27 protein-coding genes, 2 tRNA genes and 1 riboswitch are annotated in these 25,040 nt (G+C 31.7%); of the genes, 26 read left to right on the top strand and 3 right to left on the bottom strand.

What is annotated here, in order from left to right; genetic code table 11:
- The first annotated feature begins 64 nt into the window (after window positions 1–64).
- A riboswitch (TPP riboswitch) is annotated at window positions 65–162 on the top strand.
- 79 nt (window positions 163–241) lie between these two features.
- The 5 genes from tenA to yidC all read left to right on the top strand — a co-directional run bounded on the left by tenA (window position 242) and on the right by yidC (window position 4,114).
- Window positions 242–931: a thiaminase II gene (tenA, locus tag KA883_RS10625; protein ID WP_046207769.1), complete on the top strand. Its 690-nt coding sequence runs from the start codon at window positions 242–244 to the stop codon at window positions 929–931.
- Window positions 924–1,745, top strand: a complete 822-nt coding sequence (thiD, locus tag KA883_RS10620) for a bifunctional hydroxymethylpyrimidine kinase/phosphomethylpyrimidine kinase (RefSeq protein WP_046207770.1) — start codon at window positions 924–926, stop codon at window positions 1,743–1,745. The genes tenA and thiD overlap by 8 nt, the downstream gene beginning before the upstream one ends.
- Window positions 1,738–2,517 carry a hydroxyethylthiazole kinase gene (gene thiM, locus KA883_RS10615; protein ID WP_046207793.1) on the top strand — a complete coding sequence of 260 codons (780 nt, stop codon included), beginning with the start codon at window positions 1,738–1,740 and terminating at the stop codon, window positions 2,515–2,517. Before thiD ends, thiM begins: the two co-directional genes overlap by 8 nt.
- A gap of 2 nt (window positions 2,518–2,519) precedes the next feature.
- Entirely contained in the window at window positions 2,520–3,158 is a 639-nt protein-coding gene (gene thiE / locus KA883_RS10610; protein ID WP_046207771.1) for a thiamine phosphate synthase, read from the top strand.
- An 86-nt stretch (window positions 3,159–3,244) separates the two neighbouring features.
- Window positions 3,245–4,114: a membrane protein insertase YidC gene (gene yidC, locus KA883_RS10605; protein ID WP_046207772.1), complete on the top strand. Its 870-nt coding sequence runs from the start codon at window positions 3,245–3,247 to the stop codon at window positions 4,112–4,114.
- A gap of 198 nt (window positions 4,115–4,312) precedes the next feature.
- Here the strand turns inward: yidC and KA883_RS10600 are convergent, their stop codons facing one another.
- Together KA883_RS10600 and cls are read right to left on the bottom strand one after the other, a co-directional pair.
- Window positions 4,313–4,957: an HD domain-containing protein gene (locus KA883_RS10600; protein WP_046207773.1), complete on the bottom strand. Its 645-nt coding sequence runs from the start codon at window positions 4,955–4,957 to the stop codon at window positions 4,313–4,315.
- 269 nt (window positions 4,958–5,226) lie between these two features.
- Window positions 5,227–6,711: a cardiolipin synthase gene (gene cls / locus KA883_RS10595; RefSeq protein ID WP_046207774.1), complete on the bottom strand. Its 1,485-nt coding sequence runs from the start codon at window positions 6,709–6,711 to the stop codon at window positions 5,227–5,229.
- A 141-nt stretch (window positions 6,712–6,852) separates the two neighbouring features.
- On the opposite strand from cls, the gene csoR reads away from it, so the two are divergent.
- The 3 genes from csoR (at window position 6,853) to KA883_RS10580 (ending at window position 7,765) form a co-directional block, all read left to right on the top strand.
- Window positions 6,853–7,146 carry a copper-sensing transcriptional repressor CsoR gene (gene csoR / locus KA883_RS10590; RefSeq protein ID WP_046207775.1) on the top strand — a complete coding sequence of 98 codons (294 nt, stop codon included), beginning with the start codon at window positions 6,853–6,855 and terminating at the stop codon, window positions 7,144–7,146.
- 14 nt (window positions 7,147–7,160) lie between these two features.
- A complete protein-coding gene (gene csoZ, locus KA883_RS10585; RefSeq protein WP_046207776.1) occupies window positions 7,161–7,367 on the top strand; it encodes a putative copper chaperone CsoZ in 207 nt (68 codons plus the stop codon).
- A 257-nt stretch (window positions 7,368–7,624) separates the two neighbouring features.
- Window positions 7,625–7,765, top strand: coding sequence for an Lmo0850 family protein (locus KA883_RS10580; RefSeq protein WP_099091318.1), 141 nt, complete (start codon window positions 7,625–7,627; stop codon window positions 7,763–7,765).
- A 266-nt stretch (window positions 7,766–8,031) separates the two neighbouring features.
- Here the strand turns inward: KA883_RS10580 and KA883_RS10575 are convergent, their stop codons facing one another.
- On the bottom strand, window positions 8,032–9,219 hold the full coding sequence (locus KA883_RS10575) for an FtsW/RodA/SpoVE family cell cycle protein (protein WP_046207777.1): 1,188 nt from the start codon (window positions 9,217–9,219) through the stop codon (window positions 8,032–8,034).
- Window positions 9,220–9,478: 259 nt separating this feature from the next.
- On the opposite strand from KA883_RS10575, the gene KA883_RS10570 reads away from it, so the two are divergent.
- The 18 genes from KA883_RS10570 to KA883_RS10485 all read left to right on the top strand — a co-directional run bounded on the left by KA883_RS10570 (window position 9,479) and on the right by KA883_RS10485 (window position 25,007).
- Window positions 9,479–10,549: a D-alanine--D-alanine ligase gene (locus KA883_RS10570; protein WP_046207778.1), complete on the top strand. Its 1,071-nt coding sequence runs from the start codon at window positions 9,479–9,481 to the stop codon at window positions 10,547–10,549.
- A 12-nt stretch (window positions 10,550–10,561) separates the two neighbouring features.
- The gene (locus KA883_RS10565; protein WP_046207779.1) at window positions 10,562–11,917 is read left to right on the top strand and encodes a UDP-N-acetylmuramoyl-tripeptide--D-alanyl-D-alanine ligase; all 1,356 of its coding nucleotides are present in this window, start codon (window positions 10,562–10,564) and stop codon (window positions 11,915–11,917) included.
- A gap of 390 nt (window positions 11,918–12,307) precedes the next feature.
- Window positions 12,308–13,822: a degradosome RNA helicase CshA gene (cshA, locus tag KA883_RS10560; RefSeq protein WP_046207780.1), complete on the top strand. Its 1,515-nt coding sequence runs from the start codon at window positions 12,308–12,310 to the stop codon at window positions 13,820–13,822.
- A 221-nt stretch (window positions 13,823–14,043) separates the two neighbouring features.
- Window positions 14,044–14,523: a PH domain-containing protein gene (locus KA883_RS10555; RefSeq protein ID WP_210139978.1), complete on the top strand. Its 480-nt coding sequence runs from the start codon at window positions 14,044–14,046 to the stop codon at window positions 14,521–14,523.
- On the top strand, window positions 14,516–16,021 hold the full coding sequence (locus KA883_RS10550; protein ID WP_046207782.1) for a PH domain-containing protein: 1,506 nt from the start codon (window positions 14,516–14,518) through the stop codon (window positions 16,019–16,021). Before KA883_RS10555 ends, KA883_RS10550 begins: the two co-directional genes overlap by 8 nt.
- A complete protein-coding gene (locus tag KA883_RS10545) occupies window positions 16,014–16,505 on the top strand; it encodes a PH domain-containing protein (protein WP_210139977.1) in 492 nt (163 codons plus the stop codon). Before KA883_RS10550 ends, KA883_RS10545 begins: the two co-directional genes overlap by 8 nt.
- 34 nt (window positions 16,506–16,539) lie before the next feature.
- The gene (acpS, locus tag KA883_RS10540) at window positions 16,540–16,890 is read left to right on the top strand and encodes a holo-ACP synthase (RefSeq protein WP_046207784.1); all 351 of its coding nucleotides are present in this window, start codon (window positions 16,540–16,542) and stop codon (window positions 16,888–16,890) included.
- A 106-nt stretch (window positions 16,891–16,996) separates the two neighbouring features.
- On the top strand, window positions 16,997–18,145 hold the full coding sequence (gene alr, locus KA883_RS10535; RefSeq protein ID WP_046207785.1) for an alanine racemase: 1,149 nt from the start codon (window positions 16,997–16,999) through the stop codon (window positions 18,143–18,145).
- 87 nt (window positions 18,146–18,232) lie between these two features.
- Window positions 18,233–18,403, top strand: a complete 171-nt coding sequence (mazE, locus tag KA883_RS10530) for a type II toxin-antitoxin system antitoxin MazE (RefSeq protein ID WP_046207786.1) — start codon at window positions 18,233–18,235, stop codon at window positions 18,401–18,403.
- Complete coding sequence (locus KA883_RS10525; RefSeq protein WP_019468010.1) at window positions 18,400–18,762, top strand: type II toxin-antitoxin system PemK/MazF family toxin; 363 nt, start codon at window positions 18,400–18,402, stop codon at window positions 18,760–18,762. The genes mazE and KA883_RS10525 overlap by 4 nt, the downstream gene beginning before the upstream one ends.
- Before the next feature lie 342 nt (window positions 18,763–19,104).
- On the top strand, window positions 19,105–20,106 hold the full coding sequence (locus tag KA883_RS10520) for a SpoIIE family protein phosphatase (protein ID WP_046207787.1): 1,002 nt from the start codon (window positions 19,105–19,107) through the stop codon (window positions 20,104–20,106).
- A gap of 68 nt (window positions 20,107–20,174) precedes the next feature.
- Window positions 20,175–20,501 carry an anti-sigma factor antagonist gene (locus KA883_RS10515; protein WP_046207788.1) on the top strand — a complete coding sequence of 109 codons (327 nt, stop codon included), beginning with the start codon at window positions 20,175–20,177 and terminating at the stop codon, window positions 20,499–20,501.
- 1 nt (window position 20,502) lies between these two features.
- The gene (gene rsbW / locus KA883_RS10510; protein ID WP_064209857.1) at window positions 20,503–20,985 is read left to right on the top strand and encodes an anti-sigma B factor RsbW; all 483 of its coding nucleotides are present in this window, start codon (window positions 20,503–20,505) and stop codon (window positions 20,983–20,985) included.
- Window positions 20,960–21,730, top strand: coding sequence for an RNA polymerase sigma factor SigB (gene sigB / locus KA883_RS10505; RefSeq protein WP_046207790.1), 771 nt, complete (start codon window positions 20,960–20,962; stop codon window positions 21,728–21,730). Before rsbW ends, sigB begins: the two co-directional genes overlap by 26 nt.
- 143 nt (window positions 21,731–21,873) lie before the next feature.
- Window positions 21,874–24,024, top strand: a complete 2,151-nt coding sequence (locus tag KA883_RS10500; RefSeq protein WP_046207791.1) for a Tex family protein — start codon at window positions 21,874–21,876, stop codon at window positions 24,022–24,024.
- Window positions 24,017–24,469, top strand: coding sequence for a SprT family protein (locus KA883_RS10495; RefSeq protein WP_046207792.1), 453 nt, complete (start codon window positions 24,017–24,019; stop codon window positions 24,467–24,469). Before KA883_RS10500 ends, KA883_RS10495 begins: the two co-directional genes overlap by 8 nt.
- A gap of 346 nt (window positions 24,470–24,815) precedes the next feature.
- A tRNA-Leu gene (locus KA883_RS10490) sits at window positions 24,816–24,898 on the top strand.
- A 35-nt stretch (window positions 24,899–24,933) separates the two neighbouring features.
- A tRNA-Gly gene (locus KA883_RS10485) sits at window positions 24,934–25,007 on the top strand.
- Window positions 25,008–25,040 lie beyond the last annotated feature (33 nt).

Raw genomic sequence — 25,040 nt, 5'->3', positions numbered from 1 at the left:
TATATAAACCATTTTATTGCAATAGTTGATGTACTTTGATATGTTTTATATAAATACATAATAAAGAAACTACTAGGGGAGCCTTATGGCTGAGATGAGAAATTCAGACCCTTATAACCTGATTTGGTTAAGACCAACGTAGGAAAGTAGCATACATTAATATTTGGGAAATTGCTCTAATATATATTAATAAACTACATTCCTACGTGGGATGTAGTTTTTTTAATTAGGAGGGCTAAATTTGTTATTTTCACAGGAATTAAAAAAAGCTTCACAACCAATTATTGAGGATATCTATAATGATCCATTTATCCAAGAAATGTTGCATGGTACGATTTCTGAAGAGGCTTTGAAATTTTATTTGAGAGCAGATGCTTCTTATTTAAAAGAATTTGCAAATATATATGCATTGTTAATACCAAAAATGAGTAGATTGGAAGAGGTTCAATTTTTAGTAGAACAAATACAATTTATAGTTGATGGTGAAGTAGAAGCACACGAAATCTTAGCAACATATGTACAACAAAACTATAGTGAAATCGTTCAAGAAAAAGTTTGGCCACCAAGTGGAGATCATTATATCAAACATATGTATTTCAATGCCTATTCAAAAGAAAATGCTGCATATACAATTGCAGCAATGGCACCTTGTCCATATGTGTATCAAGTGATTGCTAAAGAAGCGTTGAAAGACAGTGAATTAAATAAAGACTCAATTTTATCAAAATGGTTTGAATTTTATAGTACGGAAATGGATGAATTGGTAAATATTTTTGATGAATTAATGGACCGATTAACGCAAAATCTTGCAGTTGAAGAAAAAGAAGCAATAAAATCTTGTTTCTTACAAAGTACGATACATGAACGAAATTTCTTTAATATGGCATATATACAAGAAAATTGGTTATACGGAGGTCAAAATAATGAATAAACCTAAGATTGCGTTAACGATTGCTGGAACAGATCCTACCGGTGGTGCAGGTGTCATGGCAGATTTAAAATCATTCCATGCATGTGGTGTATATGGTATGGCTGCAATAACAAGCATTGTGGCTCAAAATACTAAAGGCGTACAACATATTCATAATCTAGATTCACATTGGTTAGAAGAGCAAATGGAAAGTGTATTTTCAGATGAACTACCACATGCTTTGAAAACTGGGATGATTGCATCTAAAGAAATGATGGAGATTATTCAAATGTATTTAAAAAAATACGACAATATTCCATATGTTATCGATCCAGTTATGTTAGCAAAAAGTGGTGATTCTTTGATGGATGATGATGCTAAAGCAAACTTACAAAATATTTTATTGCCTTACGCTACAATAGCGACGCCTAACTTACCAGAAGCTGAAGAAATTACAGGTATTACAATTAATGACCAACAGTCGATTTATCAAGCTGGCAATATATTTATCAATGAAATTGGTACCAAGGGTGTTGTTATAAAAGGGGGACATTCAAGTGATAAAAATACAGCTATAGACTATTTATTTACACAAGATGATGTGTTTACCTTTGAAGAACCTAGATATGATACAAAACATACACATGGTACAGGATGTACTTTTTCAGCTGTTATTACTGCAGAGTTAGCAAAAGGTAAATCGATGTTCGATGCAGTTCAAAAAGCGAAGAAATTTATTTCACTTAGTATTAAACACACACCAGAAATTGGTTTAGGTAGAGGTCCAGTAAACCATTTTGCATATATGAAGGAAGTTGGTTTAGATGATGAATAATTTAGAAAAATTAAGGGCGGATCAACCGCTTGTCATTTGTTATACAAATGATGTAGTTAAAAATTTTACTGCAAATGGTTTGTTAAGTCTTGGTGCTAGTCCAGCAATGAGTGAGGCGCCTGAAGAAGCACATGATATGCTGACAGCTGCAAACGCTTTGTTAATAAATATTGGTACGTTAACAAAAGAAAGAGAACAAGATATTTTAAAAATCGCCAAAACAGCGAATCATCTTGGCAAACCGATTATATTTGATCCTGTTGCTGTAGGTGCTTCACAATACCGCAAAGATTTTTGCAAAAAGTTTCTCAATGAAATAAAAGTTACTGTTATTAAAGGAAATGCTTCTGAAATTTTAACGTTAATTAATAGCGATACTAAAATGAAGGGAACTGACAGCGATAGTAGTTTAGATTCAGTATCAATTGCAAAAGAAGCACGCAAACACTTTAATACGTCGATTGTCATAACTGGCAAAGAGGATGTTATTGCTCAGAATGAACACATATTTAAACTATCTAACGGATCTCCATTGTTGGCAAGAATAACTGGTGCTGGTTGCTTATTAGGAGCAATAGTAGCAAGTTTTGTTGACTCAGAAACCCCATCTATAAATGCGTTAATAGAAGCGGTCTCTCTATATAATATCGCTGCAGAAAAAGCTGAACAAATTTCAGCAGGACCTGGTAGTTTTAAAGTAGAATTGTTAAATGCATTGTATAATATGACCTTTGAAACTGATATACAATATCAAAATAAGCAAGAGGTGTAACTATGTTTAATAAAGCGTATTTAAAGCTATATTTTATTTGTGGTACACAAGATATACCAAAACAAACATCAATCATAGATGTTGTGACTGAAGCTTTAGAATCAGGAATTACAATGTTCCAATTTCGAGAAAAAGGGGACGGTTCATTAACAGGAAATGCCAAAATTGAACTTGCACAAAAATTATTATCTTTATGTAAAAGTTATCATGTTCCTTTTATTATTAATGATGATGTAGACTTAGCAAAAGCAATAGATGCTGATGGAATACATGTAGGACAAAATGATGCCAATATTGATGCATTCGCCAGTACATTTAGTAATAAAATAATAGGTCTTAGTGTAAGTGATTTAGAAGAATATCAAGTATCGGATTTAACCAATGTTGATTATATCGGTGTTGGACCGATGTATCATACGGGCTCAAAATCAGATGCTAAAGCTCCAGTGGGACCAGGAATGATTCAAACATTAAGAACTAAAGTTCAAGATTTTCCAATCGTTGCAATTGGAGGTATTAATACAAAAAATGCTCAAATCATTATGAATCATGGTGCAGATGGATTATCAATTATTTCTGCAATCTCGAAAAGTTCAAATATCCAAGAAACTGTACAACAATTTTTACAAACTGTTGAATAATGCGGAAAATTTCTTTTTTTGTTTTCTACTTTCCTTTGAGTATGATAAAATAAATTTTATGTGAATATATCATTAGAGGTGGAAAAATGAAAAAGAAAGCGCTACTACCTTTATTATTAGGTGTAATGGTCCTTTTAGCAGGCTGTGACTACTCTAAACCTGAAAATAGAGATGGATTTTTCTTTAATACGTTTGTAGAACCAATGGACAAGTTAATTCATTGGTTGGGAACAAGTTTCAACAATGATTATGGTTTAGCAATAGTAGTACTTGTATTGGCAATACGTGTTGTATTATTGCCTTTCATGTTATCAAACTATAAAAATAGTCATATGATGCGAGAAAAAATGAAGGTTGCAAAACCGGATATTGATGCAGTTCAAGAAAAAGTTAAGCGTTCTAGAACGCAAGAAGAAAAAATGGCTGCAAACCAAGAAATGATGGAAGTATATAAAAAATACGATATGAATCCAATGAAGAGCATGTTAGGTTGTTTACCAATCTTAATTCAAATGCCAATCATTATGGGCTTATTCTTCGTATTGAAATACCCGTCAAGTGGTGGATTTACGGAACACCCAAATTTCCTTTGGTTTAACTTGTCTCAACCTGATATTTGGATTACTGTTATCGCTGGTATTTTATACTTCTTACAAGCTTTTGTATCAAGTAAGAGTATGCCAAATGAACAACGTCAAATGGGTTATATGATGATGATTATTTCACCAATTATGATTGTTTGGATTTCTTTAAGTTCTGCGTCAGCATTAGGTCTTTATTGGTCAGTCAGTGCGGCATTCTTGATTGTACAAACTCAAGTTGCCAACATGTATTATTCTAATCTTGCTAAAAAAGAAGTTGCTCCAATGATTGAAGCAATGAAGAATAATAATTCTGAAAAAGCTAGCAAAGGTAAAAACACTCAAGTAGCACCTAAGAAATCTAAAAAGAAATAATGCATTACATCATTAATTTAAATGGTAGACCTGGTACATAATATATAGCAGGTATAAAGTTTAGAAGCACTTGAGATGATTATCTCAAGTGCTTCTATTTTTTATATTTAAAATAAATGTATCTTAGTTTCGAAAGTAACGTAGCTATCCAATATATAAAGATGGTCTACAAAGTCTGGAACAAACATACTTGAATTTTTAAAAATACCATTCTTTGAAAAAAGTATCTACATAATTTTTCATAAATTCATGTCGTTGTTGCGCTAAATTTTTTGCTGTTTGAGTGTGCATGAGTGATTTAAGTTTAAATAATTTTTCATAAAAGTGTTTTATTGCAGAAGGTTTCCAATCAAAATATGATTGATTAGATTTTTTTATATTATTGGATTGTTGGTCAATCCACATAGGTTCACCAAAATGACCTGCAAATTGAAATGTGCGTGCTATACCAATTGCACCAATCGCATCTAAACGATCAGCATCACGAACAATTTGTCCTTCAATCGATAATTTAACATGATCATTTTTACCATTTTTATAACTGATATGTTCAATAATATGTAACACATCTTGTTGTATTACGAGATCAAGTTCCAAACCATTGAGGAACTGTGCTAACTTTACTTTTGCTTCTTTAGTATTTGTAAGTTTGCTATCGATAGTATCGTGTAAAATACTTGCTAATTGTATGGTGAGTAAATGACCTTGTTGTTCATTGTTAGCAATATATTCTGCTAATCTTCTTACGCGTTGTATATGTGCAATATCGTGCCCGGTTGTATCATCTTTATGAAAATGTTTCATGTAGTTTTGCGCTTTAGTGAGTATATCTTCATTAGTCATATCAAGTTGCCTCCATTTTGAGAAAAAACTAAACTAAATTATTGATTGAGATTTAATTGTTATAAAAAATACATTGATGTGCTTAAATAGTGGGTGATCAACAATCTTTTTAAGATGAAAGTATTAAGTGTTATTACTAGAGTGACAAACAACATGTATATACTTTACGCTTTTATAAGCGTAGAAATACATTTTTTAATTCGGTTGTTTATAATTACTAAGATTAAAAATGTCCGAGACATATGATAAGTCTCGGACTGCTAATGATTCTATAAAATCGGAGATAATAATCTTGAAATGCCTTCTTTAAATTTGACCCATAAACTTCTTTGTTCATATAGTGCTTTAGTTAATCTATAAGAGACATTTAAATCTTCTTCAAAAGCCATTCTTAAAGCTTTAGCAATATGTGGGTCATAGATGAATGCGTTTATCTCAAAGTTTAATGTGAAGCTGCGGTGATCCATATTTGTTGTTCCAACACTGGAAACTTCATCATCAATGACGAGTGTTTTAGAATGTAAGAAACCATTATTGTAGTGAAAGATATTCACTCCAGCATCTAATAAAGAAGCAACGTTATTGTATGTTGCCCAATAAACAAAAGGATGATCCGGTTTATTAGGTATCATGATATTTACGTTCACGCCACCTAAAGAAGCAATTTTAACAGCATCTAAAAATGCTTGATCGGGAATAAAATAAGGTGATTGTATATAAATAGAATGCTTTGCTGAAGCAATCATTTTTAAATAACCGTATTTTATTTGTTCCCACGTTTCATCAGGACCACTAGAAGCAATTTGCACACCCGTCGTACCACCTGAATCTACGTCTGGAAAATAACGTTCTTCATATCTTAAATTATCACGTGTTGAGTGTGAGTTCCAGTCAAGCATAAAACGAAGTTGTAAAGCGTTAACAGCATCACCAACGATACGGAGATGTGTATCTCTCCAGTATCCAAATTTTTTCTTAAGTCCCAAATATTCATCACCGACGTTAAATCCACCTACGTAACCAATATGTCCATCGATAACAACAATTTTTCTATGATTACGATTATTCATTCTCAAATTGATTAATGGTAATTTAGATGGAAAGAATGCTTCAACGAGTCCACCTTTTTTTCTAAAAGCTTTAAAGTCTTTTATAGATAAACCTCTAGACCCCATGTCGTCATAAAGCATTTTCACTTCGACACCTTCGTCAAGCTTATGTTCTAATGCAGTTAATATTCGTTTTCCTAGATAATCATTACGGAAAATATAGTATTGAATATGTATATAATCTTTGGCATTATATATATCTTCAATGAGTGCATCAAACTTTTCTTTTCCGTCTATAAAGATGCTTATATCATTATCAGTAGTTAAGAAAGCCGCATTATTATACAATAACATTTGAACCATATCTTTAAATTTTACGATTTGATGATTGCCTTTAGAAAAATCATCATTTTTCAAGGCTTCTAGTTGTTCATTTACAATCATTTCAATGCCGACTTTATCTTCTTCATCTAAACTAAAGATATGTTCGCGTTGGATTTGGCGACCAAAAAGTAAATACACGATAAAACCTAAAATAGGTATAAGACCCAAAACCAATATCCATGCCCAAACAGAACCAGCAGATCGTCGCTCCATAAAGATAATTGTAAATGCAAAGATTAGGTTTAATATAAATGCGCCAATCAGAATAACATTAATGATGACGTTTGTATGGTTGTAAGTTATAGCAAAAATATCTATCATATTAAACCTCCAAATTGCTATTCAATTAATTTACAATTGATAAATTCTTCATCATTGTAACATGGTACCACGTTTTTATCACTTGACTAATACCTGATAGGGGTATATTATAAATGTATATTAAGAGGGGGGCGTTGGATTATGGCAGAAATGCAAAAAGCGCATCATTCTGAACAAATTAAATCAAATTTAAAATCTCGTTTAAATCGCATTGAAGGACAAGTAAGAGCGATCAATCGTATGATTGATGAAGATGTATATTGTGATGATGTGCTTACACAAATTAGAGCGACAAGATCAGCACTTAATAGTGTTGCTACGAAATTATTAGATCACCATATGAAAAGTTGTATTATGGATAAAGTGAACCAAGGTGAGCAACAAGAAGCAATGGATGAGTTGTTGGTAACTTTCCAAAAGTTAATGAAAGATTAGAACAGGTGACGCCAATGGAATCACAAACGATTTATTTACGTAAAATAGATAATAAACAAGATAAGCTTCAAATAGAAAGAACATTATCACAAATCATCGGTGTGAATCATGTTTCAGTTGAAATTGAAAAAGCACAAGTGTTTATAGAATTTGAAACACCAGCAAGTTTAAACAATTTAGAAAAAGACTTATATGATTTAGGATTTGAAATTTTGTATTAAATCAACTTCAGTCATTGAAATGTTATCTTTCTCATATCATGTTATAAAGTACAGGGTGAAACAATCAATAGACTGACTGGTATTGATTTATATTCTGTTTTTGTTTTTATTGCTTATAATAATTATAAGAGAATGTTTTAAAATTACGTAATAAAACAAAAATTATTTTATAAGATAAAGAAAATTTCAATAACATGTAGTAATTCGGAAATAAATAGGGTAAGATATAATAGAAGCTAGAATTTAGGAGTGATGATATGAGTAAAGATAACGAAAAGATTCAAAATGTAGTTAAACTATTATCATCATTAGGGGTAAACATAAAGAAAACTAAATCAAGATTAGAAGTTATGCATACTTTACCAACGACTGTGAAAACCGCTAACGAATTGAAATAGTGCGTTACCCATACAAAGATTAAAAACATATATGCAAATTTAAGAGGCTGAGACATTGATTGTCTCAGCCTCTTATTGTTAAAGGAGCAGTTAATCTTGACTTGAAGAAATGGTACGGTGAAGTCTTATTAAATAAATTGATTTTCTACTCAATCCATTTTAGAGTGCCGTGTTGAACGATAAATTTATAAAAAATAAAAGCGTTGAAAACTTTTTGATCTAAGAGTTTTCAACGCTTTTTAAATATGTCAACGCAAAACAAATAGCTATTTGTTTTGCGTTGTATATTGTCTAGATTGGTGATAATAAATTGATAATATCACACCAATACCACACATTAAACTCCATAATGAGCTACCACCATAACTAATAAATGGCAATGGTATACCCGTAATTGGTAATAACTGAATGGTCATACCAATATTTTCTAGGATATGGAATAGCATCATTGTCGTAAATCCAATGATGAAAATTTTACTGAACGGTAATTCAATTTTAGTAGCAAGTCTTACTAAGTGAAAAATAAATGCAAGAAAAATCAATAGCAAAATGACTGAACCAATAAAACCAAATTCTTCCCCAATAACTGAGAAAATAAAATCCGTATGGTTTTCCGGAATATAAACTTCACCTTGATTGAACCCTTTACCAAATAGTTGTCCAGAACCAATCGCTTTAAGTGATTCTGTTAAATGAAATCCATCACCACTACTATAAGTATAGGGATCAAGCCACGAATTGATACGACTTAATTGGTAAGGTTGAATGCCGAAACTATTTTCTAAAATAGAAGGTTTATAAATCACTGATAATATCACCGTAGAAGCAATAACGACTGACCCTATTAATATAGGTGCTAGTATCTTCCAAGTGATTCCACTGATTATCATAACACCGACAATAATCGCAAAGATAACTAGTGTTGTACCTAAATCATTTTGCAATAATATAAGTACCATAGGGATAAAAGCTATACCGATAATTTTAAAGAATAATTTAAAGTCAGTTTCTAAAGATTTGTTAAATGTAAATTGGTTATGTTTAGTTACAATTTTGGCCAAAGCTAAAATCATAACTATTTTCATAAATTCGGATGGTTGAACACTAATTGGTCCAAACGTATACCAACTTTTTGCCCCGTTAATAATCGGTGTGATAGGTGTTTCTGGAATAATTAGTAATAACAACAATGAGAAACAAAGTATAATATAAAGTAAATATGTATATTTCATAAGTTTTTTAGGTGAAATTAGCATTATTAGAAATGCGATAATCGCCCCAAAAACATAATATAGTATCTGGCGTATACTAAAGTTAGCGCTATATTGACCTCCGCCCATTGCAGAACTAATAAACGTAATACTTATGATTGCTAGTAATGCGATGAAGCCAATTAAAATCCAGTCTATTTTTCGGATCCAATGATTATTTTTTGATTGACGTGAAGTATTCATTTCTTACTCCTTTGGAAAACTATTATTTCAATTACTTGTAGTATATATAGATTTTACCGAACTTTATACGATTTTGCTAGAAGTAGGGTATGTAAAACTTAAATAATTATTTTAAGTGTCATTGAAGTTTTCACTTTAAATACTTTAAAAACTTCAATATACTTATAAAAAACAATTATTTTACAACTACATAACAAATGCAAAATGCTAATAAATCGTGATATGATGTAGTTTAAGAATTCTATATGGAGGCTAAAATATGGCTAAAGAAAATGTTTGTATCGTATATGGAGGGAAAAGTGCTGAACACGATGTATCAATATTAACAGCACAAAATGTCTTAAATGCGATTGATAAAGAAAAATATCAAGTGGACATTATTTACATAACAAACGATGGAGATTGGAAAAAGAAAGAAAATATCGTAGATCCTATAGATGACATAGATGCGTTACGATTAGCAGATGTTCCTGCCGGAGAAATCTCCAAATTATTAAATGAAGGCAGCCTTGGCACAGCATATAGTGCGGTTTTCCCATTACTACATGGACCGAATGGTGAAGATGGAACAATTCAAGGTTTATTTGAAGTGTTAGATATTCCATACGTTGGTAATGGTGTGCTAGCAGCCTCAAGTTCAATGGATAAGCTTGTGATGAAACAACTCTTTGCGCATAGAGGCTTACCTCAATTACCATATGTAAGTTTCTTAAGAAGCGAATATCAAAAATACGAAAATAATATTTTGAAATTAGTACATGACAAGTTAGAATATCCTGTATTTGTGAAACCTGCAAATTTAGGATCAAGCGTAGGTATTAGTAAGTGTAACGATGAGGAAGAGTTGAAACAAGGTATAGAAGAAGCATTTCAATTTGATCGTAAATTAGTAATTGAGCAAGGCATCAACGCTAGAGAAATTGAAGTGGCTGTCTTAGGTAATGACTACCCAGAAACGACTTGGCCGGGAGAGGTAGTTAAAGATGTGGCATTTTATGATTACAAAGCTAAGTATAAAGATGGAAAAATCAAATTGGATATTCCAGCTGACTTGAATGATGATGTAAAAATGACTTTAAGAAATATGGCTGTAGAAGCATTTAAAGCAACAGATTGTTCAGGATTATTGCGCGCTGATTTCTTTGTAACGGAAGATAATCAAATTTTTATAAACGAGACAAATGCTATGCCTGGTTTCACAGCTTATAGTATGTATCCAAGTTTATGGGAAAACATGGGCGTAAGTTATGCAGAACTCATAAGTAAATTAATTGAATTAGCAAAAGAAAAACATGAAGATAAAAAGAAAAATAAATATAAAATTGATTGAGGCGGTTAAATCATGATTGAAGTAACTTTAGAACAAATTCAAGATTGGATTCCATGCGAGATTGATAATGACTATTTAGATTACACAATTAAAGGTGTTTCTATAGATTCAAGAAAAATCGACGAACAAAATTTGTTTATTCCTTTTAAAGGAGAACATGTCGACGGACATAAATATGTGAATCAAGCATTGGAAGATGGTGCGGGAGCGGCATTTTGTCAGAAGAACAGTGTTTTAGCCCCTCAAATTTCTGGACCTATTATTTGGGTAGATGACACATTGGAAGCATTGCAGCAGTTAGCCAAAGCCTATTTGGCATTTGTTAATCCATTTGTGATCGCTGTTACAGGTTCTAATGGTAAAACAACGACTAAAGACATGATAGAAAGTGTATTAAAGCCTCAATTTAAAGTGAAAAAAACACTAGGAAATTATAATAATGAAATCGGTATGCCGTTAACCATTTTGCAATTAGATCAAGATACTGAAATTTCTATATTAGAAATGGGTATGTCTGGTTTTCATGAAATTGAAGCATTATCACAATTAGCTAACCCAGATATTGCAATTATTACTAATATTGGTGAATCACATATGCAAGATTTAGGATCGCGTGAAGGTATAGCGAAAGCTAAAGCGGAAATTTCATTTGGTCTTAAACCTCAAGGTCTATTTATCTACGATGGAGATGAGCCATTATTAAAGCCTCATGTCGATAAATTAGTAGATATAGATTTAATGAGTATAGGTAAAAAAGAAAATAATGATTTAGTTTGTAAAATTGACAATATAGATGATACTGGTATTATTTTTAATATTAATGAAAATGAGCATTATGAATTACCAATTTTAGGTGAACATAATATGAAAAACGCAACTATAGCTATAGCTGTTGGTAAACGGCTTAATCTGAGTTATGAAACGATACATCAAAATATTCAAGCGGTTCAACTTACAGGTATGAGAATGGAACAACACCATACCGACTCCGATACGCTTGTTATCAATGATGCTTATAATGCTAGTCCAACTAGTATGAAAGCCGCTATTGATACACTCAGCAGTATGGGAGGCCGCAAGATACTTGTGTTAGGTGATGTCTTAGAATTAGGGCCTAATAGTCAAACAATGCATGAAGCGGTTGGTGATTATTTAGTTAATAAACAAATCGATGCGTTATATACTTATGGAACAGAAGCGGGTCATATTCATCGTACAGGCAAAGCGTTTGTAAAATATGCAGAACATTTTACAGATAAAGCTGCACTAATACAGTCATTAAAATCAAATACTGAACCACAAGATAAAATACTAATTAAAGGTTCAAGAGGGATGCAATTAGAAGAAGTTGTAGATGCCTTAATTTAAAATTATTAACACCACATTTCATATCACTTTTATTAGTGGGAAAGTGGTGTTTTATTTTGTTATAAATAAAATAGATATTTCGATAGTTAGTAACTTGAACTAGTTCATTTAAGTTACTATTTTTAAAAATTACTAAAAATTATCAATATAAATAAATCTACAATTTTTTTTCGTAAACAAAAATAAATACTGGTAAATATAATTAAACGCTTACAACCTATATGTCACAGTATTTTCTCAGTTTACTTTGATTATTAATGAGGTGAATTATGTCATTATAATAAATTTGGTTTATTGCGATTATAGACTTGAGGTGGTACTATAAAGAAGTTGAAGAAACTTAGATGAACATATATGTAGAGAAATACAGATAAATAAAGGAGAATTATATTGCAAAATTTTAAAGAATTAGGGATCTCAGATAAAACGGTAGAAACCCTAGTATCAATGGGGTTCGATGAGGCCACTCCTATACAAAAAGAGAGTATCCCTCTTGCCTTAGAAGGTAAGGATGTTCTTGGTCAAGCGCAAACAGGTACAGGAAAAACAGGCGCTTTTGGTATTCCACTTATTGAAAAAGTGGCAGGACAAGATGGAGTTCAATCATTAATATTAGCACCAACTAGAGAATTGGCGATGCAAGTTGCTGAATCACTTAGAGCATTTGCGACCGGCCAAAATGTACAAATAGTAACTGTATTTGGTGGAATGCCAATAGATCGTCAAATTAAATCACTTAAAAAGGGTCCACAAATTGTTGTAGGTACACCTGGACGTGTTATTGATCATTTAAATCGTCGTACGTTAAAAACAAACACTATTCATACATTAATATTAGATGAAGCAGATGAAATGATGAATATGGGCTTTATTGATGATATGAAATTTATTATGGATAAAATACCAGCAGAACAACGTCAAACAATGTTATTTTCAGCTACAATGCCAAAAGCTATTCAAACATTGGTACAACAATTTATGAAATCACCAGAAATTGTTAAAACTATGAATAATGAAATGTCAGATCCTCAAATAGATGAATATTACACAATTGTAAAAGAATTAGAAAAATTTGATACATTTACAAATTTCTTAGATGTACATCAACCTGAGTTAGCAATTGTTTTTGGTCGTACTAAGCGTCGTGTTGACGAACTAACAAGTGCGTTAATTTCAAAAGGATATAAAGCTGAAGGTTTACATGGCGATATCACACAAGCTAAACGTTTAGAAGTATTGAAGAAATTTAAGAACGACCAATTAGATATCTTAGTTGCTACAGATGTTGCAGCAAGAGGACTCGATATATCAGGTGTAAGCCATGTTTATAACTTTGATATACCTCAAGATACTGAAAGTTATACTCACAGAATTGGCCGTACGGGTCGTGCTGGTAAAAAAGGTGTAGCAATTACTTTTGTTAACCCAATTGAAATGGATTATATCCGTCAAATTGAACAAACGAACAAACGACAAATGACTGCATTGAGACCACCGCATCGTAAAGAAGTGCTTAAAGCACGTGAAGACGACATTAAAGGTAAAGTTCAAAACTGGATGTCAAGAGATAGCGAACCAAGACTGGAACGTATTGCAACAGAATTACTGGAAGAATATAATGATGTAAATTTAGTAGCAGCATTATTGCAAGAGTTAGTTGAATCAAACGATGAAGTTGATGTTCAATTAACATTTGAAAAGCCATTATCTCGAGGCAAAGGTCGCCAAGGTAAAGGTGGACCAAAACGTGGTGGAAACCATAAACGTGGTGGCGGCAAATTCGATAGCAGAAATCGTCGTCCAAATAAAGGCGGCTTCAACAATAAAAAGAAAAATGATAGATCATCAGATAGAAACAACAAAAAATCAATGAAGGGTCGCACATTCGCAGACCATAAAAAATAAAATACTTTATCATATATGAATTTTAGGTTTAGTCACTCCAATTTATTGGAGTGATTTTTTTATATCTAAAATCGATTCAATCACATAAAAGTGATTAGAAAAAGTGGGAAATTAAAGTGATGATAAAAATATTAGAATAATCATTGCCTTCTACGACGATAATGAAGCAAACATGTCCCTATGTTATAATGAATTGAAAAATTTTATGGAGGAGTGTAATTATGACTAACGACCAACAATTTAGGCGCAGCCCTAAACAAGCGATGAGATATTATTACATACTAGAAGCTCTTGAATTGATTGTTAGTTTATTATTTATGATTGCATTAGTATTTTTATGGAATCATTATAATTGGTGGCATTTTTTAATTTACATATTTATTGCAATAACGATTTTTGATGTAATATATATGCTGTTGAGACCTTGGTTGAAGTATAAATATACTTTTTACTGCGTCAAAGACCAATATATTGAAATCAAAACAGGAATATTTTTTAAAAAGAATGAAATTGTTAAATATGAGCGAACGCAATTTTTAAAAAGAAAAAGCAATCCATTATTAAAACAATTACATAAATCAAGGCTAACTTTGGTGACAGCTGGCCACTCACTTGATTTCCCGTTGATGTTAACAAAGGAAATTGAAGTATTTGAACATAATATTTTAAAATACTTACGAGGAGCTGATTATGATGTATAGTCCTCAAAAATTACATCCAATTTCATACATAACTGGAATAATAGAGGCGATTAAACAAAATATTATTTTGATTTTTATTTTTTTAGTGTTTAATTTACGCAACTTTGATTTTACGGATTATAAATCATATATCTATCCAGGCATTGTTACTATTATCTTTCTGATTTCGTTTATAATACAAATATTAAAGGTTTATAACACTAGATATTGGATTGAAAATGATCATTTTATTTTAGCCACTGGTATTTTTAGTAAAGAAAGGAAAGAGTTAAATATACGCAGAATTCAAACGTTAGATACTTCACAAGGTATTATTAATCAAATTGTGGGTGGGGTAATACTTCAAATTAAAACGCCTAGTGATGGTATAGAGTTAGACACTGTATCCAAAAATCAAAGTGATTTTATACAGCAAACATTAAAAGAAAAACAGCAAAAACTGACTCAAAATAGCGAAATCATTGACAACAATAATTCTTTTGCAGAGCAGGATGCTGAAAAAGAACAAAAAATGCAGTCGCCAGCTATGAATATTTATAAATTAAATTTTAAAGAACTTTTATTTATGGCTTTAACAAGTGGTGTCATTGGTGTAGCTTTTGCAACATTGTCACCAGTCATGTTTGCATTAAGTGATATTTTACCTTGGCATAAAATTACCAATACATTTTCTGAAATTTTTCAGACTGCTTTTATGATTATTTTAATGATTGTTGTCTTGATCATTGTAGTGAGTTATATTTTTGGCACTATCATAGAAATAGTTAGAAATTTTAATTATACGGTTAAGCAACAAGGTACACAGTTAAATATTCAATATGGTTTGTTTAATGTCAAAAGTATTACTGTACCAACTGACCGTGTGCAAGCGATTGTAGAACGTCAATCATTTATAAGAAAGTTATTTGGCTATACTTCAATTCATTTTGTAATTACGAGTGATATGGATGGTGTTGATAAGGATGATGTTACTCTAGGCGGCAATGTAATGATTTTACCATTTATTAAGAGGCAAAAAGCATTTTATCTGATAAAGCACCTGATACCAGACATGAAATTCACTGAACCAAAACTAGGCATGCCTTGGAGGGGATTTCATAGGTATTTTTGGAGAGAATCACTAGTATTACTTATCGGTGCTACGATTGCTACTTATTACTGGTCTGTTTGGTCATTTGTTATTGCAGGGTGCCTAATATTAATAATGATTCTTCACAGTTTTATCGTTATTAAATCCTCTGGTTTAAACTTAAATCACGATGAATTAGTTGTGCGGAATGTAACTATGTTTGGATTTAAAAACACATATTTTAAACACAACAAATTGTTAGGTATGGAAATGTCAGAAAATCCGTTTCTTATTCGAAGTAACCTAGCAAACTTTAAATTTATCATTGCTAAAGCGGCTGGCAGTGCAGAAATAGGGTTAAAATATAGTGAAGATAGTCATGTGGAAAAACTAAAATCATGGTATTTGAGAGGTGATTTTGATGAATGAATATAATTATATGGATCCATCAGGCAAAACAGTCATTTGTATTGCTTCAATAATTACTGCAATTTTATTAATTTTGGCTTTATCAATCATTACAGTAATAGATAAGGTATGGTTACATTTCATAAGTTCTAAAGTCATGTTTTGGTTATGGACGATTAATATCATAATTGCATTCATTGTTATCATTATCGGTGGTATGATTAGACCGATTTATAAATATAAAATATTTAGATATAAGTTAGAAAATCAAGAATTCACGGTTAGAAATGGCTTGTGGTTTATTAATGTAGTGAAAATTCCTTTGTTTCGTATTCAAAATGTCGATACCCATGAAGGTATCTTAATGAGAAAATATAATTTGGCGAGTTTAACCTTGTCGACAGCAGGTGGAAATACTGAAATAAAGCTAATTGACAAAAATAAAGCAAATACATTGAAACAAGAAATAAAAAAAGGTAATCATTCTATGCCACAGAATTTATAATAAAAAACTTGTCATAGAAAGGCAGGAGTAGCTAATGATACATGGTATAGGCGTTGATTTAATAGAAATAGCTAGAATAAAAAAACTTTACTATAGACAAGACAAATTGGTAGAACGTGTATTGTCAAAAAATGAGCAACAACACTTTCATCAATTTAAAAGTGAAACGCGTAAAATAGAATTTTTAGCGGGAAGATTTACCTGTAAAGAAGCTTTTAGCAAAGCGCTCGGTACAGGACTTGGAAAAACTATAGCATTAAATGAAATAGATTGTTTTAATGATGAACTTGGAAAACCATGTATACATTATGATGGTTTTACAGTTCATGTAAGTATTTCACACACAGAACATTACGCAATGAGCCAAGTCATTATAGAAAAATAAAAAACGATTTTAATATAAAGTTTTGGCTATCTTTATTTAATTGTTATAAAATTAATTTAATGTATGTCAAAGTGTAACTTTATTTTTGAAATGGAGGTCTCGTTTAATGACTGATAAGTATTATAGATCCACATATTTAAACGTAGATTTAAATGCAATTGTGGCAAATTTTCAAGTTTTCCAAAAATTACACCCAAATAAAACGGTGATGCCAATCGTAAAAGCGAATGCTTATGGCCTTGGCAGCGTGAAAATCGCACGTTACCTTATGGATCATGGCGCTGATTTTTTTGGCGTAGCAACTTTGGATGAAGCGATAGAATTAAGAATGCACGGTATAGATGCTAAAATTTTAATATTAGGCGTTATACCTACATATAATATTAATAAAGCCATACAACATCGCGTAGCAATCACCATTCCATCAAAAGCATGGTTAGTTGAAGCGTTAAAAGAAATTCCAGAAGATAACGACAAAGATTTATGGTTACATGTAAAAATAGATACTGGCATGGGAAGATTAGGTATTAAAGATGCAGCGGAGTATAAAGAAGTTATTGAGTTAATCCATAACCATGATCATTTAGTATTTGAAGGGGTGTTTACGCATTTTGCATGTGCAGATGAACCTGGAGAATCAATGAATCAGCAACAAAGTTTATTTGAATCAATTGTCAATGAAGAAGAAAAGCCACAGTATATACATACGCAAAATTCTGCAGGTGCATTAATGAAAGATAGCCAATTCTGTAATTCAGTGCGGGTGGGTATATCATTATACGGTTATTATCCTTCAAGTTATGTTAAAGACAGTGTGAAAATACATTTAAAACCAAGTGCGCAATGGATTAGTGAAATTGTACAAACAAAAGTCTTGCAACCAGGCGAATCTGTGAGTTATGGCAGTATTTATACAGCGACAGAACCTACAAAAATAGGTATTATTCCTGTTGGTTATGCAGATGGATTTCCAAGAATGATGACCGGATTTAATGTAAATGTTAACAGCAAACAATGTGAAATTATTGGAAAAGTTTGCATGGATCAAATAATTATAAAAATTCCAGAAGAAATTCAAACTGGTGATAAAGTGATATTGTTGGATCATCATTCAGACAGTGAACAATCTGTGGAAGCGCTGGCATATCAACAACATACTATCAATTATGAAGTTTTATGTCGCTTAAATAGGAGATTGCCACGTATCTATTATGGTACTCAAGACCTAGAAATCCTTAATGAATTACTAAAATAGTATAGTCACTGTATTTAAAATTTGTTATTATATATCTAACAAGAAATCTCAATATATTCTATTTTAGTCACATGGAGGTCTTTATTCATGGCAAGTTTTAATCAAAGCAGAAATCATAGTATTGAACAACTATTAAAAGAAGGCTATTCGCAAATGGCTGACTTGAATCTCTCCCTTGCGGCGGAAGCATTTCCATTTGAATGTGAAGCTTGCGATTGCAATGAAGTCTACATTATATCTAAGAATAACAATGAATGATGAGAAGAGGAGACGTTTATTTAGCTGATTTGTCACCAGTACAGGGTTCTGAACAAGGGGGAATAAGGCCCGTAGTCATTATACAAAATGATACTGGTAACAAGTATAGTCCTACCGTAATTGTAGCTGCAATTACAGGTAGGATTAATAAAGCTAAAATACCTACACATGTAGAAATAGAAAAAAGCAAGTATAAACTCGACAAAGATTCAGTTATATTGTTAGAGCAAATACGGACGTTAGACAAGAACAGATTAAAAGAAAAACTGACATATCTATCTGAAGAAAAAATGCAAGAAGTTAATAATGCTATAGATATTAGCCTAGGTTTACATAATATTAGAAATCATAGAACATAATTTTTAAAAGTGAGCGTAATAAAATAACGAATAACAGACATCAATTCCTTATACATGCAACAAACACTTAATTCCAAGATAATTTGAAATAGAACAGAGAAAATAAAGCGTGTGTTTGTAATCAAATATTTATGAATAGGATGTTTAAGTTGAAAAGCTTTAGGTTATCCTAAAGCTTTTTTCGATATCAACTTAAAGTATGTATTTAAAAACATCTCACTTTGCTAGAAACAAAACTGTATTGCTTGATTAAATATTTAATACACATACATATAACAGAATATATTCTTGTTAAAACCGATGTATGCGATTTATATTTGCATTTTGAGGAGGAAATACTGAGTGAAAGAGTTCAAAAATCAATATAAAGCGCTAATTGACGAAAGTCTACACACAGTAAATGAGACAGATTTATTAAAAAAGTGTGAAGGCTTCACCGAAGAAGTGAAAAGAAAAGACTTGCTACCTGAAGATATCGTTGAAATTCATAAAAATTATGTTCAAGCATTAGAGTTAAGTAGTGAACAAATTTCTAAAACATTCAACGTACTTAAAGAAGTAGTAAAAGGATTTGGCTATAATTATAGAGATTATCAAGATCTTGTAAATCGATTACAATATCATGATAAAGAAATCGACTTAGCATCCCGTTTACAGCAAACGATGCTTAAGACAGATATTCCTCAATTCGATAGTATTCAAATCGGTGTAATTTCCGTAGCTGCGCAAAAGGTTAGTGGCGATTACTTTAATTTAATAGATCATAAAGACGGTACGATGAGTTTTGCAGTAGCAGATGTTATAGGTAAAGGTATACCTGCTGCCTTAGCTATGAGTATGATCAAATTTGGTATGGATTCATATGGGCATTCCCAATTGCCAAGCGATGGTCTTAAACGATTGAATCGCGTGGTAGAAAAAAATGTGAATCAAAATATGTTCGTAACGATGTTTTATGGACTGTATGAAGAATTAAACCACTTGTTATATTGCAGTTCTGCTGGCCATGAGCCAGGGTATATTTATAGAGCTGAAACCGAAACATTTGAGGAAATTAAGGTGAGAGGTCGCGTTTTAGGTGTTAGCCAACAAACACGATACAATCAACAAGAAATACCCGTTCATTTAGATGACTTAGTTATCATTTTTACAGATGGTGTCACAGAAGTAAGAAATGAAGCTGGTGACTTTTTAGATAAAAGTTATTTACTAGATATGATAAAAAAGTATAAACATATGCATCCACAAGACATTGTTCAACTTTTATATGAAGCAATTTTAAAAATTCAAAATCCAGAAAAAAGAGACGATTTAACAATATTGATAATAAAAAGAGTGAATTAGATAAGATTAATGATTAAAATAAAAGGGTATAACGGTTATTAATGAGACTATGCTTAGGAGTGTAATTTATGAATCTAAATATTGAAACAATATCACATGATACACATTATGAAGTTAAAGTTGGCGGAGAATTAGATGTTTATACTGTTCCAGAACTTGAAGAAGTACTCATGCCGATGAGACAAGAGGGAACGCATGATATATATGTAAATTTAGAAAATGTTAGTTATATGGATTCAACCGGTTTAGGACTATTTGTCGGAACATTAAAGGCTTTAAATCAAAATGATAAAGAATTATATATATTAGGTGCTTCAGATCGAATAAGTCGACTATTTGATATCACAGGTTTAAAAGATTTGATGCATGTTAATGAAGGAACGGAGGTCGAATAACATGCAACTTAAACAAGATTATATAGAAATGCGTTTACCAGCATCAGCAGAGTATGTAAGCTTAATACGTTTGACTCTATCAGGTGTATTTTCACGTGCTGGGGCGTCATATGACGATATAGAAGATGCCAAAATAGCAGTGAGCGAAGCAGTAACAAATGCAGTAAAACACGCATATAAAAACGATGCTACGGATGTAGGAATGATTAACCTTTGTTTTGAAATTTTTGATGATAAAATTAAAATAGTAATTTCCGATCAAGGGGAAAGTTTCGATTATGAAGAAACAAAAGCAAAATTAGGACCATATAAAGACAATGAAAATATAGATTTCCTTAGAGAGGGAGGTCTTGGTTTATTTTTAATTGAATCTTTAATGGATGAAGTTACAGTGGATAAAAACTCTGGTGTAACCATTAGCATGATTAAGTATATAAAAAAAGAGCAGGTGCGAAATAATGGCGAGAGAGTCGAAATCAGTTAATGACGTATCACCTGAACAAATCAACCAGTGGATAATGGAGCATCAAAATAACGAGAATTCAGATGCTCAAGATAAACTTGTTAAACATTATAAAAAGTTGATTGAATCATTGGCATATAAATATTCAAAAGGTCAATCTCATCACGAAGATCTCGTTCAGGTTGGTATGGTTGGTTTAATTGGTGCAATTAACCGATTCGACCTATCTTTTGATAGAAAGTTCGAAGCTTTTTTAGTACCAACTGTAATTGGTGAGATTAAGCGTTATCTACGTGATAAAACGTGGAGTGTGCACGTTCCTAGGCGAATTAAAGAAATCGGACCCCGTATTAAGAAAGTGACTGATGAATTGACAAATGAGTTAGAGCGCTCACCTTCTATTGCTGAAATTGCCGATAGGTTGGAAGTCAATGAAGAAGATGTGCTCGAAGCTATGGAAATGGGTCAAAGTTATAATGCATTAAGTGTAGACCATTCCATTGAAGCGGATAAAGACGGATCGACTGTTACATTATTAGATATTATGGGGCAACAAGATGATAATTATGATTTAACTGAAAAGCGTATGATATTAGAAAAAATACTCCCAATTTTATCTGAACGGGAAAGAGAGATTATACAGTGCACATTTATTGAAGGTTTAAGTCAAAAAGAAACAGGTGAAAGAATAGGTTTAAGTCAAATGCATGTATCCCGGTTACAACGAACAGCAATTAAGAAACTTCAAGAAGCAGCAAACCAATAAAATATATGCTTAAAGCAGAATTCATTTAATGAATTCTGCTTTTTTATACTTCGATTATTTTTAGGAAAAGAATCAAGATAACGTTATATGTTAGAATATATAAGTATTAGTAATAAATTTTTTATTTATGAGTGGAGGATACTATGGATAGTAATTTAATACAATCTATAAAAGAAAAATATAAATTTTCAAGTAAACAAATTAATGCAGTATTAACGTTGCTTGAAGAAAAAAATACAGTACCATTTATTGCACGCTATCGTAAAGAACAGACTGACGGGTTAGATGAAGTAGAAATAAAACAAATTAATGATGAATATCAATATATGGTTAATCTTCAAAAAAGAAAAGAAGAAGTTATACATAATATAGAAGAACAAGGTTTACTGACTACAGAATTAAAAAATGACATTTTAAAGCAAACAAAGCTACAAAGAGTTGAAGATTTATATAGACCTTATAAACAGAAAAAGAAAACAAGAGCTACGGAAGCGAAAAGAAAAGGTTTAGAACCTTTTGCAAAATGGCTCAAAAATCCTAGTTTAGAAATGACAATAGAAGAAAAAGCAACTCAATTTTTCAATGAAGAAATAAAAAATATAGAACAAGCAATACAAGGTGCGCAAGATATTATTGCAGAAAAAGTTTCAGATGAACCTAAATATAGAACTAAAATACTTAAAGATACTTTCCAGCATGGCAAAATTGTTACACAAAAGAAAAAGAATGCTGAGGATGACCAAGAGATTTTTTCAATGTATTATGATTATTCAGAACCAATTAAAAAAATTGCAAATCATAGAACATTAGCAATCAATCGGGGAGAAAAAGAAAAAATACTATCAGTTAAAATAGATATAGATATTCAAGGCATTGAGAATTTTATTCGTAAGCATGAAATGATTCATCATCATGAAGGTTCAACAATTATTGAAAATGCGATTGCTGATAGTTTGAAAAGACTAATCATGCCTTCGATTGAAAGAGAGATAAGAGGTGACCTAACAGAAAAAGCTGAAAAACATGCTATTGATGTATTCAGCGAAAATTTAAGAAATTTATTATTACAACCACCAATGAAAGGGAAACAAATTCTAGGAGTGGATCCTGCTTTTAGAACAGGTTGTAAATTGGCTGTAATAAATCCTTTTGGCACTTTTATAGCTAAAGGAGTAATATACCCACATCCACCAGTAAATAAAAAGGAAGACGCGGAGAAAACGTTTGTTCAGTTTGTAAATAACTATGATGTTGATTTAATTGCTATCGGTAATGGTACAGCTAGTAGAGAAACAGAACAATTTGTAGCTTCAATGATTCAAAAACATAAATTAAAAACACAATTTATAATTGTTAACGAGGCTGGAGCTTCTGTTTATTCTGCTTCAGAAATCGCTCGTTCAGAGTTCCCAGATTTTCAAGTAGAAGAACGTAGTGCTGTTTCGATTGGAAGAAGGGTACAAGATCCGTTAAGTGAGCTTGTAAAAATTGACCCAAAATCAATTGGTGTTGGTCAATATCAACATGATGTTAACCAAAAAGCATTGGAGGGCGCGTTAACTTTTGTTGTCGAAACAGCTGTTAACCAAGTAGGTGTTGATGTAAATACAGCTTCACGCTCACTATTGCAATATGTGTCGGGTCTGTCTTCGACTATAGCCCAAAACATAATTTTATACCGTGAAGAAAATGGGCCTATTAAACACAATAAGGATATTGCCAAAGTAAAAAGGTTAGGTGCTAAAACATTTGAACAAAGTATTGGTTTTTTAAGAATTATCAATGGTAGCGAACCTTTAGATAATACATCAATTCATCCAGAAAGTTACCAAGCAACTTATCAATTGTTAAGTGAGATTGGTTTTAGTGCAGATGATTTAGGAAAAGCTGATTTGAAAGCAGCTTTAAATCATGTGGATTTGACTGACATGGCTACAAAGCTAAACATTGGCGAACCCACCCTTGAAGATATTATCAAGTCGTTAATTGCACCAAATAGAGATCCACGTGATGAATTTGAGACACCAATATTAAAATCGGATGTCTTATCGATTGAAGATTTATCGAAAGATATGAAGTTAAGTGGAACTGTAAGAAATGTGGTTGACTTTGGAGCTTTTGTTGATATTGGTGTTAAACAAGATGGCCTTGTACACATTTCAAAATTATCTAAAAAATTTGTTAAAAACCCAATGGATGTTGTCAGTGTTGGAGATATTGTTGATGTTTGGATATTAGACATTGATGACAAGAAAGGGAAAGTATCACTAACTATGATTGATCCTCATGGATAATGAAAAATTACAAAGCATGACAGAGTCTATTTCTATCACAATTTTTAAAAGGCCGTTTAAACATAAAGCTTATTTTAATAAACGACTTAGAACAACTGGGGGTCGTTATATACTGAATACACACAATATAGAAATAAATGCAAAGCAATATGACACTTTCGGTGAAAAGGCAGTTATTGATATTATTAAACATGAATTATGTCATTACCATCTTCATATACAAGGAAAAGGATATAAACACAAAGATAAAGATTTCAAGTTACTCAGTGCGCAAACAGGTGCCCCGAGATTTTGTTCAGCAGTTGAAAGCTATGAGAATCGAGTTAGGTACATCTATAAATGCTCAAACTGTGGTGTGAAATATGCTAGAATAAGAAAAGTGAATTTAAATAAAATGCTTTGTGGACATTGCAAAGGGAAATTGATAGAACAAAGCCATTTTTAAATAGTGAATTTAAGTAGCAAGAGAGCTGATACTTTTCAGCTCTTTTTTATTTAAGAATCACTTTACACGTTTGATATTAAAAAGACGATATAATTATATGAAATTTGTGCATTTAATTAGATAAAATAAATAAAAATGAATATTTTACTCTAATTCGTTATTTGTATGTGTTGACGATATATAATTTATGTTATATGATATTAAACGTTGCGAAAATAATATGAAATTAAATGAAGGACTTATTAAGTTTGTTAAAGAAATTTTAAAAACTTATTGACAAAACATTTCAAACATATTACAATTGAGTACGTTAACTTGATGAATGGAAAATTTTAGCGTCAACCGAGCGGCCGTGGCGGAATGGCAGACGCGCTAGGTTGAGGGCCTAGTGGGATTTATCCCGTGGAGGTTCAAGTCCTCTCGGCCGCATCAAAATACATTACATATGATTTATATGAAAATATGCGGGTGTAGTTTAATGGCAAAACCTCAGCCTTCCAAGCTGATGTTGTGGGTTCGATTCCCATCACCCGCTCCATTATGAAATATTAAAATGAACATTGAAAACTGA

The sequence above is a fragment of the Staphylococcus sp. GDY8P54P genome (genome assembly GCF_017892645.1).
Taxonomy (GTDB): Bacteria; Bacillota; Bacilli; order Staphylococcales; family Staphylococcaceae; genus Staphylococcus; species Staphylococcus ureilyticus.
The sequence above is the reverse complement of the archived record's forward strand: the minus strand, read 5'-3'. Positions and strand labels throughout refer to the sequence as shown.